Raw genomic sequence first — 12,717 nt, forward strand, 5'->3', positions numbered from 1 at the left:
GATGATCCTGAGCAGCGCACGCTCGGTGAACATAACCCATGCGACGCCCTCCATCAGGAGGCATGGCGGGGAACGTTCGGCCTGCTGTTACATGTCTACCGGCGAAAAGGTCACCCCTTCGCCTTCGCTTTGGCATGCTCTTTCGACTCGGCCACGAACTGCTTGTACCGGCCGCAGACCTCTTCGGGGTCACCATCCATCACGAGCTTGCCCTCGTGGACCCACAGCACACGGCTGCACATGTTCTGGATGGTGCCGAGCGAGTGGCTGACCAGGAACACGGTGCCGGCGGATTCACGCACCGAGTCCATCTTCGCCTTGCTCTTGGCCCGGAAAGCGGCGTCGCCCGTGGCGAGAGCTTCGTCGATCATGAGGATGTCCGGAACAGCAGAGGCGGAGATGGCGAAGCGCAGGCGCGCACCCATGCCGGAGGAGTAGGCCTTCATCGGCAGGTTCACGAATTCACCGAGGTCGGCGAAGTCCACGATCTCCTGATAGCGCTCTTCGACTTCCTTGGTGGTCAGGCCGAGCGCGAGCGCGCCGATCATGATGTTGCGCTCGCCCGTGAGGTCCTTCATGAGCACGGCGTTCACGCCCAGCAAGGAGGGGCTGCTGGCCACGTGCACGGTGCCGGCGGCCGGCGGGATGAGTCCGGCGATCGCACGCAGCAGGGTGGACTTGCCAGAGCCGTTCACCCCGATGATCCCGATGGACTCACCATGCTTGGCGGCGAAGGTGATGCCACGGACCGCCTTGACCTCGCGCACGGGAGGCTGGCGGGCACCGCGCCGCAGCAGCTTCTGCAAGGGCCCCTGCTTGTCGCCAGGGCCGTGCCCCACCTTCTTCGCACCGAAGACTCGGTAGGTGACGTGCAGGTCGTTGACGAGCAGGGAGAGGTGGTCGGACGGGGCGGCAACGACCGGCCCGCCCTCGAGGTCCTCCGGATCGATCTCGAAATCGACTTCTTCAGCTTCAGTCACGTCCGTACCGCTCCTCTCCCCGCCAGAACACGAGGAAGCCTACGACCGCGAAGACGATCGCCCAGCCGATGCCGAGCAGCCACATGAACAGCGACTGCGGGTATGCGGGCTCGTTCAGCAGGCAGGAGCGCACCAAGTACAGGTAGACGGCGACCGGCTGGTACTGGGCGATCCAGCCCCAGCTGAACTGGCCGAGGTAACGGTCGATCGAGAAGATCACGCCGGAGGCGTACATCATCACGCGCATCACGTGCGGGATGAGGTTGTCGAGGTCCGGCGTGATCGCGACCCAGCGCGCCATGAGGAAGGCGCAGCCGGTGGAGAAGATCCAGAGCAAGCCGATCGCGGGGATCGTCAGCAGCCAGTACCAGTCGATGGTGACCTTGCCGGCAAAGGGCAGGAAGCCCGAGACGTACGAAATGACGGCCATGACCACTACGGCAGGCCCGAGGATGGCGAGTTCGGAGAGCACCCCGGCGATCGGCAGCACGGCTCGAGGGAACTTCACCGACCGCACCAGATTGAGGTTCTTGTTGATCGAGTGGGCGCCTGCCATCACGGAGCGCTCGAAGAAGCGGAACATGAACACGCCGCACACGATGAAGGCGATCGTGTTCTCGATGCCCGCGCGGCCCACCTGCAGGATGAACCCGAAGATGACCACGTAGACAGCGGCGTTCATCATCGGAGAGAACAGCGTCCACAGCTGCCCGAGGTAGGTGTTCTGGTTCTCCGCGTAGGCCTTGGAGATGGCCATCACCTTGATGAAGGAGCGGCGCGACCACAGATCCTTCAGGTAGGCACCCAGATGCGGGCGCACCCCGATCGGCTCCAGTCCGTTCTCCCGGGCAGCGGAGTCCACCTCTGCCTGGTCGAAGGTGCGTTCCAGCGGCGGCGGCACCAGCGGTGCCTCGCCACGCACTTCCTCGCCAACGGTCAAGGCCTTGCTCCAATCTCACCGAGAGCTGTTCCTCTGCGCATGCAGGGGCCATCGGACTGCCGTTCATCATAGCGAGGGCGACGCTACCTGCCCGTTCACGCGACGGACCTCACGTCGACACTCGGCGACCATGCCGCTGTCCTCTCCGTCCGCTGGCGGTCCTCACCTGTGGTCGCGTCCACGGGCCCCGCGCAGTCGCCGGACCAGGGACTTCACCTCTCGCCCAGCACGCCGAGCGGACCGGCGACCCACAATGCGAAGGTCCCCGACCGCGCCACGGAAGATGTCAACGGTGTGCTCTCCCTCATGTCGTACCGGATCTGCTTCGGCCATGTCGCACGTTCCTGCCTCGCTGAGAGGCGAAGACTCTCCCAGCGGAACCTTCCGCTCCTCGCCGCCGCTGCGGACCAGAAGCCGACGGCTGTCTCCGCCTCGCGGCAGACTGGATGGCAACTCGACGACATACAGATCACCCGTCAACGAGGCATACGGCACCGTGGCCCACGAGCCGTCGGACGACGACGACAGGAACTCGACTGCGCCGTCGCTGAGCACGCGAGCCACGGCGAGCTCGCCTCCCCCGCGCTGCTGGACAACACCGCGGATGGTCACTTCAGGCAGCTCATTCTTCGTGAGGGTGAACCCGAGATCGACAGAAAGGTTCCCGGGACCGCGTGTGTAGTAGAGCTTTCCTACTGCGTGCGGCTCCTCTCCGCTGGAAAAGAGATAGGTCGCGTTCGTGGGGACGTCCTTGGCCTTCTGCGCGCCGAAGCGACTGACGATCTCGTCCTCGCCGAAGCGCTGGACGATGTAGGCGTCCCAGACTCCTATCGAGTATCCGCCTAGGTCCACCCGCGCCCGGATCTCATGGCCGCTGCCCGAGGACCGGGTCAGCTCCGTCACCGTCTCGGACGGGACGTCGACCTCATCGGCTGTCGAGCGGTCACGCAGTCGCAAGAAGGTCTCGGAAGAAGCGGTCCCGCTCTCCAACGCGATCGCCAAGGCACTGATCTCGAGAACCGTCCCCGTGACCGAGACCGCGGTCAGCTTGGTCTCGGCCTTCACGGTCGGAGCGTGCAGCCGGTGCGGGCCGATCTGCGCTGCCAGATCTGCGGGGACCGAGTATCGGAACGTTGTGCCGTCGTGCACCACTGGGGCATCGGTGTTCGAATGCTCCCAAGTGATGAATTCACGCAGCGCGTCCAGGTCGCCGTCGATCATGAGGTCGATCTTCGTGCGAGTACGGGGATCGAAATGCACGGCGGTGGCATCGTTGTACACCGGGGCGAGCATCTCCCGGACCCGGCCCATCTGGGTGCGCTGCTCGCCCTCCGAGAGATCCAGGAACGAGCGGCCCACGATCTGTGGGATCTCACGCCGGAACGTCCGTCGGACCACCCCGTCGCGCAGCGGACCCGGCTCGGTCCCCTTGACGATGGCGCCGAGCACGGCGCTAGAGAGGTCGACGTACTCGATCGGCGAGCGGAACGTCCGGGTGATGTTCGAGCCGTCGTCCCGCCTCCGGATGAGGACGTACTCGCGGTCGGCGCAAATACTGAATTTTTTCGCGGCGAGGAAGAGCGCGGCGACGAACGGCTGATCAGATCCCACACGCAGGTGCGGCGGATGGAACGCGCCGGTGATGTCCACGAGGTCGCGCCGGAAGAGCTTCACCGCGGCGAGCGTGTTGAAGATCTTGTGCTCCACCAGGTCGGCGTCGTACACGGTCTTCTTGTACACGCTACCGGGAGTGCGCCTGCCACCGAGGCTCCCGAGCTTCGCCAGGACCACGTCGGAGTGCTCCCGTTCGGCGACGTCGACGAGTTCGCGCAGGGCGCCTGGGGCCATGACGTCGTCGGAGCCAAGGATGAAGAAGTACTTGCCGCGCGATGCCCAGACACCCTCATTGCACGGAGAAGCGGGGCTTCCGGACTGTTCCTGGTGGATCACTCGGAAGTTCGGGTGGCGCGCGGCGTACTCGTCCACCATCTTCTCTGACCCGTCATCGGATCCGTCGTCGACGATGACGACTTCGAGCTCTTCTTCCGAGACATCCTGAACCAGCAGGGAGTCAAGCGTCTCCGCGAGGTAGGTGATCGAGTTGTAGACCGGCACCACCATCGAGACGAGAGGCGTCGTCGGTTCTGCAGCAGTCGTCATGGGGGGAAGCTCCCTCAGTTCGCGTTCGTGTGGCGGGATGGTCCGGCTGGAGTTCCGAACGGGCACGTCGAAGCCGGTATCCTCGGCGTGCCAGATTGTCGGAGGCAAGCCCTCACTATAGGAGGCAGAAGTCCCGACGTCCGTACGATCCGCCCACCAAGGAGCCTCTCGGCGATGACTCAGAACGAAAGCCCAGGCAGCGAAGCTGCCCCCGGACGCCGGATGAGGATCCCCTGGGCCCGCATGGCGGGTCTCCGCAGGCGACTGACCCAGACGGTGTTCGCGCTCGCCCCGCTGGTCCTGCTCGCGATCGGGGTGCACCCCGCAATCGCCGCCATCCCAGCTGTCTATCCGTTCTTCATCCTGATCCGCCGCGGGTACCGCCGTCTGCGCAAGCGTGTGTCACGCACCGCATTGTCGGGTGAGCACGGGATCCGCCTCGCGCTCGCCCTCCTCCCGCTCGGCATCGCCTGGAGCATGGGCGCCGCTGGGCCTGTCGGCTGGGTGGCACTCAGCCTCTTCACACTGGTGCCCCTGGCCGAGCCGGTCGTCGCCCGGGTCGCCCCAGGGCGCAAGCTCCGCGTTGAGAACCTTCCCGGCATCACCGACACGCGGCCTCCGCGCCTGCCCGTGAACCTCATCCTCGTCACGGACCTGTCGCTCACGGCCCTCGCGAGCATTCTGCTGCTGGTCCACGTCCCGGCGGGTGCGCTCCTCCCTCTGCCGATCATCGCGCTGGGCCTGGCTGGGTTCTCCGCACTGGACTCGTTCCAGCGCATCCGCGAGTCGGTGCACGCGGACAACGACCTCTATGCGGCCGTCGAGGCCTACGACCCCCGGTTCGTGCTGTACTACGGCGTCCCCTCGGGCTCGTCGTACCAGGTCGGGATGTGGATCGAGTACCTCGAGCGCATCGGCGAGAAGTTCATCGTCGTGCTTCGCCGAACCTCCGCCTTCCGCGAGATCGCGAACCTCACCGATGCGCCCGTGGTGGTGCGTACGAACATCTGGCAGCTCGACGATGTGATCACGCCGAACATGACCGCTGCGTTCTACGTGAACAACTCCGCCCCGAACGTTCACCTGGTCCGCTACCCGCACATGATCCATGTCCAGCTGTTGCACGGCGACAGTGACAAGGCTTCGAGCTTCAACCCCGTCACCGCGCTCTACGACAAGGTCTTCGTAGCCGGCCAGGCCGCGATCGACCGCTACGAGGACAACGGCGTGAACATCCCGAAGGAGAAGTTCACGATCGTGGGTCGCCCGCAGGTCGAGACCGTAGAGCAGCAGGGGCCCGAGAACATCCCTGTCCAGACAGTGCTCTACGCCCCCACCTGGGAGGGGCACTACGCAGATACGAACTACGGCTCGCTGCCGGTGGGGCCGGAGATCATCCGCGAGCTGGTGGCTCGGGAGCGGACGGTCATCTTCCGCCCGCATCCCTTCAGCTACCGCAATCCCGAGGCTGCACAGCGCATCCGAGAGATTCGACAGATTCTGACCGCGGACGCGGAGGCAACGGGCCGTGAGCACTTGTTCGGCCGCCCGGCCGAGAAGGACCTCGACGCCTTCGGCTGCTTCAACGCGGCCGACGCCATGATCTCGGACGTCTCCTCGGTGGTCCCGGACTTCCTGTACTCGGGCAAGCCGTACGGACTGGTCACAATGACCTCGACGATCGAGGAGTTCGAGCAGGCGTTCCCGCTCGCGCGCTCCGCCTATGTCATCGATCGCGAGCTGACGAGCCTCGGCGACGCTCTCGACGAGCTGCTGGTGCACGATTCCAAGGCGGATCAGCGCAAGGCCACCCGCGATCATTACCTCGGCCCGTTCCCGTCCGAGAACTATGCCGATGCCTTCGTCGATGCCGCGCGACACGTCGTGCTCCATGAGCGCAAGTCGATTGCCGCGCAGAACGCTCCCACCGAGCGTGAGGAGGGAGGCTCCGAGGAGCAGACTTCCGAGGGCCAGGACTCCCCGAACGCCATCAGCAGCGGCCAGGAGGATGTCGGTGAGGACGACGGACAGGATCAGGAGAGCGAGAACTGATCCTGTTCAGCTGATCGCTCGGCGGTCACCCCGTCGAAGCTCTGACACAAGACACTGAGGCCCGGATCCATGTGGATCCGGGCCTCAGCGCTATATGCCTGGTGTCGCTGTCCTCGTCCGGAATGTCAGCTGCGTCGGCTTCCGGTCCGGCGTCACGTCTTGGCGTCAGCGCGCCCTGACCATCCGGTCGAACGCTCGCCGCATGTCGCGCTCAGACGTCGTCGGAACCCGCAGCGGGAGTCGGTGACTCGTCGTCGTCCTGAGTCTCGTCGGCCGGATCCTCGAGCCCGCCCACGCCGGCCTCCCGGTACAGCGCGATGAACTCGCGGGCGGTGTCCGGGCCGATCATGAGCCGCAGCACCGGGGAGACCTCGTAGTCGTCGCCCTGCTCGTCCAGCAGGCCCGCACGCTGGATCTTGGCGATCGACGCACGCACCTCCTTGGCGAAGCCGGCCTCGTCGGTGGAGGTGGTGCGGCGATAGGCGGCCAGCGCCTGCTGGACCTCCGCCTCGGAGACCACGGTGCGCTGGCCGCGGGAGGACTGGGTGAGCAGCATTTGCCGCAGGACCAGCAGGAGCACCGAGTCCAGACGGTTCAGGCCGGTCAGGCGGCGCAGCAGTTTCGGAGCGTCGGCGTCGGCCTCGCTCTGGCGCACGAAGGCGACCTGGGCGTCGTCGTCCACCACCAGCTCGAGGAAGATATCGGCCAGACGGGTCTCGATCGCCGCGCGGTCGCGCAGGAGCTGCGCGTAGCGGGCGGGGTCCCGCCGGCCGTCGAGGAACGGGCCCTGCATGAGGTGCACGAGCACCCGTCGGGACTCGTCCACGAGCGCGGAGCCGGGCAGGGACGGCGACTCCTCGCCGGGGTCCGGGGCGTCGTCGGCTGCGGTGCGGAACGCTGAGCTGGTCACAGGGACTCACCTTACCGGCGACCCCGCGGCGGCGGCGATATCACGGACGTGAACGGGGCCATGACGAGACCCGTGGAGGCGAACTTCGTGCGTTCGGGCGGCAGATCTGGTGCAATCGTGTCGAGAGCAGGATTCCCTTCGCTCGATCGAGCGGAGGAGCCGATAGCAAGGAGCCGACGATGAACGACCTCCCCATCTCATTGCCCGTCCTCATCGGAATCATCGTGGTAGTGCTCGTCCTCCTGGTCATTCTGATCGTGGTGGGCGCGCAGTCCTCGAAGCGCCGCAAGGCCCAGCAGCAGGAAGAAGACCGTCGGCGCGCCGACGAGCTCCGGCAGGAAGCGCAGGCGAAGGACAGAGCCGTCCAGGAGCGCGACCTGACGGCGAAGGAGTCCGAGCTCGAGGCCGACCGTGCCCGTCTGGACGCGCAGAAGAAGGCGAAGGCGGCCGAGCAGGAGCAGGTGGCCGCCGAGCGTCGCCGCCAGGAGGCCGATCAGCAGCGTGCGTCGGTCGAGCAGGAGCGCAGCTCCGTGGATGAGCAGCTCGCCGAGGCGGATCGGCTCGATCCCGATACCCCCGCCGATGGCCGTCGGGCCGCGGCCGGTGGCGCCGCAGCAGGCGGCGCAGTGGCCGGTGGCACCGCTGCCGGTGCCGCCGCGCACGAGGGCGGTCGCCGCAAGGCCGACGGCCCCGTCCGTGACGAGGCAGGTCGTGGTGAGCCGGTGCGTGAGGCCGCTGGCCCCGCCGGAGCCGACCCCGGCGCGCACCGTGCCGATCAGCCCGCTCCCGAGCGAGGGGCGGCCCCTGAGCGGCGTGCCCCGGAGCGCGACGAGGATGCGCTCCGCTCCCCCGATCACCGCGACGCCGGTGCCGGAGCTGTCGGCGGAGCCGGCGCGGCCGGCGCCGGAGCTGCCGCTGCCCCCGGTGCGGAGGATCGGGACGCATACGGCCGCGGAACGCACGACACCCGTGAGACCCGCGAGACCCGCGATGCTGCCGCGTCCCGCGAGGGCCGCGGTGCACAGGAACCGCTCGCTCCCCGCGAGGACCGCGGCGAGCCGATCGAGCGTGACCGCTCAGGCCATCCCGGTGCCGGCGCTGCCGGTGCTGCGGGAGTCGGTGCCGCCGGTGCCGGGACCGCAGGTGCGCCCCCGCGCGATGAGTCGATCGGCCGGGACGCCCGCGCCGAGCAGGCTCCTGCCGGCGACGGACCCCGTCAGGGAGAGCCGCTGGATGACGAGACCCTCCGCGATCGCGTCCACCGCGACGACGACGCGGCCAGCGCCCAGGGCCGCGCCGAGACTGCGGAGCGCGGGAGCGTCGAGGGCCGCGGCGGCAGTGCCCCCGCACAGCCGGCCGATCATCCGGTGCAGCGCTCTGCGCCGAACGATGCCGGTGCTCCGCCGACCGGTGCCCATGCCGGCGGCGCGGCGGCCGGTGGCGCAGCCGGAGCCGGTGCCGGCGCCGCGGCGCAGCCCACCTCGCGGGAGGACGCCGAGGCCGCACGCTTCGGCGAGCAGCCCGGACAGGCCTCGCCCTACGGGGCGGGTCAGTACGGGGCGGAGCCGGCCGAGTTCCAGCAGGACGGCTACGACGAGCACATCCGGACCGTGAACCCGGACGATTCCGGACAGCCGCACCAGGGCCGGCCCCTCACCCGGGACGACGGCGGCCAGACGGAGCCGCGCTTCGAGGACGCCGACGGGAATGTCCCGCCGAGCGCCCCGGAGTTCCGTGACCCCCGTGAGGAGAATCCGCAGCGGGGCCGTCACGCCGGCGGCCAGGGAATCGAGGGCGAGCGCCTGGACGACGGCGAGCGTCTGGACGAGGACGGCCCGGACCTCCGCGGCTGACTTCCTCCACTGCTCCACACACTGCGGGCCGGGAACCTTCCGAGGTTCCCGGCCCGCAGTGCGTGTGAGGCGTGAGTCGCGTGTGAGGCGTGAGTCCGCGACGCGTCAGGCGCCCTTGCGGACGGTGATCGTCCAGCCGGCCTCGCCCGCGCGGTCGAAGGCGACCACGTCGTGGCCCGCCTCAGCGGCCCACTGCGGCAGCGAGTCCGTCGCCTGCGTGCAGTCGAATCCGATGATCAGGTCATCGCCGGTGGTCAGCTGCTCCATCGCGTTCTTCGCGTCGATCAGCGGGAACGGGCAGACGGCGCCGTTGGTCTCGAGGGTGTAAGCGGCCATGGGGTCCTCCTGGAGTGCAGTGGCAGTAGTCGTGGGATCGGGAAGTTCGACGGGCTCGATACGCGGGGCGCGGGTCAAGCCGCGGGGGTGAGCACGGGGGCGGGACGGTTCGAGGCGGCGGCCCGCTGCGGGCGCACCAGCAGGAACCAGGCAGCGCCCCAGGTGCCGAGGATGATCGCGATCAGCGACACCCAGCCCTGGTAGCTGAACAGGCTCGTCTCCACGAGGGAGTTGCCGATGGTGCAGCCGCCGGCCAGCGCCGCACCGACACCCATCGCGACACCGCCTCCCGCGCTGCGCAGGATGGTCGATGCGTCCGGCACGCGCCAGCGGAACTCACCGGCGAGCTTCGCGGCGATGAACGACCCGACCAGGATGCCGAGCACGAGCATCACGGACCAGTCCACGAGGGTCACGTCGCCGGTGGACAGGAAGGTGACGATCTTGGCCGACGGCGTGGTGATGCCGAGGCCGCCGTTGCGGCCGGCGGCGGTGGAGGCCACCCAGGCGAGGATCGCGATCAGGCCCAGCAGCACACCGCCCACCCACGGGCTCCAGGGGATGTCGGCGAGGTAGTGGCCGATCCCGGTGCGACGCGCCGGCAGGGAGACGGCGGGCCGGCCCGCCGAGCGTGCGGCGTTGCGGCGCACCTGCCACACCACGAGCGCGGCGACGAGCCCGGCGAAGACGACCGTCGGCACCCAGACGCTCACGCCGAGGGTCTCCTGGATCGTGGCGGAGCCGACGGTACGTGCGCGGGCGGCCTCCGTGAAGCCTCCCAGCGGGCCGAACTTCATGACCGCGGCGAACAGGGCGTAGAAGATCAGCGCCACCCATGAACCGATCAGTCCCTCGCCGGCGCGGTAGTACGTGCCGGTGGCGCAGCCGCCGGCGAGGATGATGCCCACGCCGAAGATCAGCCCGCCGCCGATCACGGCCAGCGGTGCGAAGGACGCGGCCTCGGGAGAGAGCACGCCCGCGCTGGTGAGCGCGGCGACCCCGACGGCCTGGATGGCGATCGCCAGCACGAACGGGGTGAAGTAGCGGGTGGAGCGGGAGAGGTAGATGTCGCGGAAGGCGCCGGTGACGCAGAAGCGGGAGCGCTGCAGCACGTAGCCGAGCGCAGCGCCGATGAGGAGGCCGGTGAGAATCATTCGCCCAACGGTAGCTAAGGGATGACATAAGCGGAACCCATGTCACGGTTCATGACCGACTGGCTGCGCTGCGGAGCCGATGCGGGGACGGCGAGGAGCCGGGAGTCGGCACGCTCGGCGGACGGGAGGCGGGGTAGGGACGGGCAACCGGGGCGACTCGCTCGCATCCCAGTGCCAGACTTGGCCCATGCCCCCGAATCAGCCGGATCAGCCGGATCAGCCGGATCAGCTGGATCAGCCGCATCAGCCTCGCCCTCGCGCCCGCATGGACGACGTCACCGTCGAGCGGGTGCTGCGCGTGGTCGAGGCGATCCCGCCTGGCCGGGTCGCGGCCTATGGCGAGGTGGGAGCGATCGTGGGCGTCGGCCCGCGGCTCGTCGGCCGCATCATGCGCACCTGGGGCTCGGGGGTGCCGTGGTGGCGCGTCACCAACGCCGCAGGCGACCACCCCCTGCTGGCGCGCGCCCTCCCCCATTGGGAGGCGGAAGGCATCGTGGTGAAGCCCAACGGGCGCGGCTGCCGGATGGCGGAGTTCGGCGCGGACCTCGACCTCCTGGCCGAAGCGGCCGAGCGCGCCTGCGCAGACCTGGCAGATCTGGCAGATCTGGAATAACCGGCAGATCTCAGCGCAGATCCCACGGGGTCGCACCGCGCGCAGGACTGACGCCGCTGACTCCCTACGGCACGTCACGCCACGCCACGCCACGCCACGCCACGGGGACGTCACACCACCGGAACGTCACGCCACGGGAGAGTCACGCCACCAGGACGTCACTCCACCGGGACGTCGTCCAGGAAGTAGAACGAGGGCACCTTCGCGGCGTACTGGTTGCCGTCCAGCTCCTGCCAGCCGACGATCTCGGTGGAGCCCTCGCGCTCCTGCGCGTAGTTCGTGGCCAGGAACATCAGCCCGATCACGCTGGCCAGCCCCTGCTCGGCGGGCCGGGCGCGCAGCACGTCACCGATCGAGGCCTGGCCGCTGAGGCCGCGCACCTCGTTCACATGGCCGGTGAGACCCACGATGTCGATGTCATTGGTGCGCACCAGATCCTGCAGCACCTCGATGCTCAGCGCCGTGGCGTCGTGCACCTCGGCCTCGGCGGGCGCCCCGGGATCGGTGGGGTCCTTCAACCGGTGCTGCGCCACCGACGACAGCTGCACGCGCGAAAGGTCCAGCTCCATCGGGAACGGGGTGCGCGTGGTGACCTCGTCCTTCTGGGACAGGGCCAGTCCCTGCGCCTCCTGCAGCGCCTCGAGCAGCACGCGGTGCTGGCGGAAGTCCTGGGAGCGCACGAAACGGGCGAGCGAGCGGTACAGCTCCGTCTTGACGTCCAGCACCTCCTGCGCAGGCTCGTAGAGGTCGCTGAACACGTTGGCCAGGCGCTCCCGCTCGCTGCGCTGCAGGGTGCGAGCGAAGTCGCGCTCGAGCAGTCGGTCCACCACCTCCTGGGTGGCGCGGGTCTGCGCCGGGTCGTTGAGCATCCGGAAGAACGCGGTGAAGGTGCGGCCCACGGTGGACTGCCCCAGCAGGTCGTCGCCGGCGAGCAGCTGCTCGAGGATCTCGCCGCGCGAGGTCTCCGGGGAGAGGATCTGCTCGCGCAGGTGCAGATCCACGGCGCGCAGGTCCTCGCGGTACTGGAGGAAGTCGCCGGAGAGCTCCGAGGCGATCTGGAGGATGTCGCGCAGGCGGTCGGTGGAGGCCTCGGGGCTGGGCAGCAGCAGCTCGCCCTCGGACAGCTCCCGGATCTCGGCCTCGATCCGTTCACGGCGCCGCTGGAGATCGGCCAGGCGCACGTCGCGGTCCGCTTCCGTCTCCTCGGCGAGGCGCTCGAACTGCTGGACCACGAGGGTCAGGCGCGATTCGGTGGTGGTGGGCCGGTGCTCCTCGAGCGAGGCGATGAACTGGATCGCGTCGATCGTGGCCGGGGACGGTTCGAAGGTGGTCTCGGTGCGCTGGGGATCATCGCGCCGGGTCAGGTACCCCTCGCGCACCCAGCCGTCGACGTACTCGGCCGCGGTGCGGCCCCCGGCGGGTGCCGCCTCGCCGTCGGCCTCGCGGGCCTCGGAGACGGACTCGTCGTCGTGCAGCAGCGACAGGTGCGCGCCCACGCGTGCGATGAGCTCGCTGCGCGGCAGCCGACGGTCGCCGCCGGGGAACACGGACTGCAGGATCGCGAGGACGGCGGGCGCCTTGGTCGCGGCGAGCAGGCGCCAGGTGCTGGCCCGACGCAGCTGCTCGTACGTCTCCTTGCGCGCGGAGACGGCGTCGCTGCGGCGGTCGGTCCACCGGTTCGGCTCGGTCGTGGTCACGAGGAGGGAGTCTACCGGCGCA

Annotated in this window: 10 protein-coding genes; 3 read left to right on the forward strand and 7 right to left on the reverse strand. The window is 68.8% G+C overall.

Annotated features, from left to right (window positions below):
- Positions 1 to 110 precede the first annotated feature (110 nt).
- The 3 genes from CIK71_RS09835 to CIK71_RS09845 all read right to left on the reverse strand — a co-directional run bounded on the left by CIK71_RS09835 (position 111) and on the right by CIK71_RS09845 (position 4,080).
- Positions 111 to 980 carry an ABC transporter ATP-binding protein gene (locus CIK71_RS09835; protein ID WP_096165330.1) on the reverse strand — a complete coding sequence of 290 codons (870 nt, stop codon included), beginning with the start codon at positions 978 to 980 and terminating at the stop codon, positions 111 to 113.
- On the reverse strand, positions 973 to 1,920 hold the full coding sequence (locus CIK71_RS09840) for an ABC transporter permease (RefSeq protein WP_245857451.1): 948 nt from the start codon (positions 1,918 to 1,920) through the stop codon (positions 973 to 975). Before CIK71_RS09840 ends, CIK71_RS09835 begins: the two co-directional genes overlap by 8 nt.
- Positions 1,921 to 2,082: 162 nt before the next feature.
- Entirely contained in the window at positions 2,083 to 4,080 is a 1,998-nt protein-coding gene (locus CIK71_RS09845; RefSeq protein ID WP_096165332.1) for a glycosyltransferase family 2 protein, read from the reverse strand.
- A gap of 174 nt (positions 4,081 to 4,254) precedes the next feature.
- Between CIK71_RS09845 and CIK71_RS09850 the strand changes: the two genes are divergently transcribed.
- Complete coding sequence (locus tag CIK71_RS09850; protein WP_096165334.1) at positions 4,255 to 6,132, forward strand: CDP-glycerol glycerophosphotransferase family protein; 1,878 nt, start codon at positions 4,255 to 4,257, stop codon at positions 6,130 to 6,132.
- A 211-nt stretch (positions 6,133 to 6,343) separates the two neighbouring features.
- On the opposite strand, the gene CIK71_RS09855 is transcribed toward CIK71_RS09850, so the two are convergent.
- The gene (locus CIK71_RS09855; RefSeq protein ID WP_096165337.1) at positions 6,344 to 7,042 is read right to left on the reverse strand and encodes a DUF4194 domain-containing protein; all 699 of its coding nucleotides are present in this window, start codon (positions 7,040 to 7,042) and stop codon (positions 6,344 to 6,346) included.
- A 179-nt stretch (positions 7,043 to 7,221) separates the two neighbouring features.
- On the opposite strand from CIK71_RS09855, the gene CIK71_RS17725 reads away from it, so the two are divergent.
- Complete coding sequence (locus CIK71_RS17725) at positions 7,222 to 8,895, forward strand: hypothetical protein (protein ID WP_096165340.1); 1,674 nt, start codon at positions 7,222 to 7,224, stop codon at positions 8,893 to 8,895.
- 105 nt (positions 8,896 to 9,000) lie between these two features.
- On the opposite strand, the gene CIK71_RS09865 is transcribed toward CIK71_RS17725, so the two are convergent.
- Both CIK71_RS09865 and CIK71_RS09870 read right to left on the reverse strand, forming a co-directional pair.
- Positions 9,001 to 9,231 (reverse strand): sulfurtransferase TusA family protein, encoded by a 231-nt coding sequence (locus CIK71_RS09865; RefSeq protein WP_096165342.1) that lies wholly within the window; start codon positions 9,229 to 9,231, stop codon positions 9,001 to 9,003.
- A 74-nt stretch (positions 9,232 to 9,305) separates the two neighbouring features.
- The gene (locus CIK71_RS09870; RefSeq protein WP_096165343.1) at positions 9,306 to 10,385 is read right to left on the reverse strand and encodes a YeeE/YedE family protein; all 1,080 of its coding nucleotides are present in this window, start codon (positions 10,383 to 10,385) and stop codon (positions 9,306 to 9,308) included.
- Between the two features lie 265 nt (positions 10,386 to 10,650).
- Between CIK71_RS09870 and CIK71_RS09875 the strand changes: the two genes are divergently transcribed.
- Positions 10,651 to 10,998 carry an MGMT family protein gene (locus CIK71_RS09875; RefSeq protein ID WP_096165345.1) on the forward strand — a complete coding sequence of 116 codons (348 nt, stop codon included), beginning with the start codon at positions 10,651 to 10,653 and terminating at the stop codon, positions 10,996 to 10,998.
- Between the two features lie 158 nt (positions 10,999 to 11,156).
- Here CIK71_RS09875 and CIK71_RS09880 read toward each other — a convergent pair whose 3' ends face one another.
- Positions 11,157 to 12,695, reverse strand: a complete 1,539-nt coding sequence (locus CIK71_RS09880) for a DUF3375 domain-containing protein (RefSeq protein WP_096165426.1) — start codon at positions 12,693 to 12,695, stop codon at positions 11,157 to 11,159.
- Positions 12,696 to 12,717: the final 22 nt, after the last annotated feature.

Source organism: Brachybacterium alimentarium, from assembly GCF_002332425.1.
GTDB classification, from domain to species: Bacteria; Actinomycetota; Actinomycetes; order Actinomycetales; family Dermabacteraceae; genus Brachybacterium; species Brachybacterium alimentarium.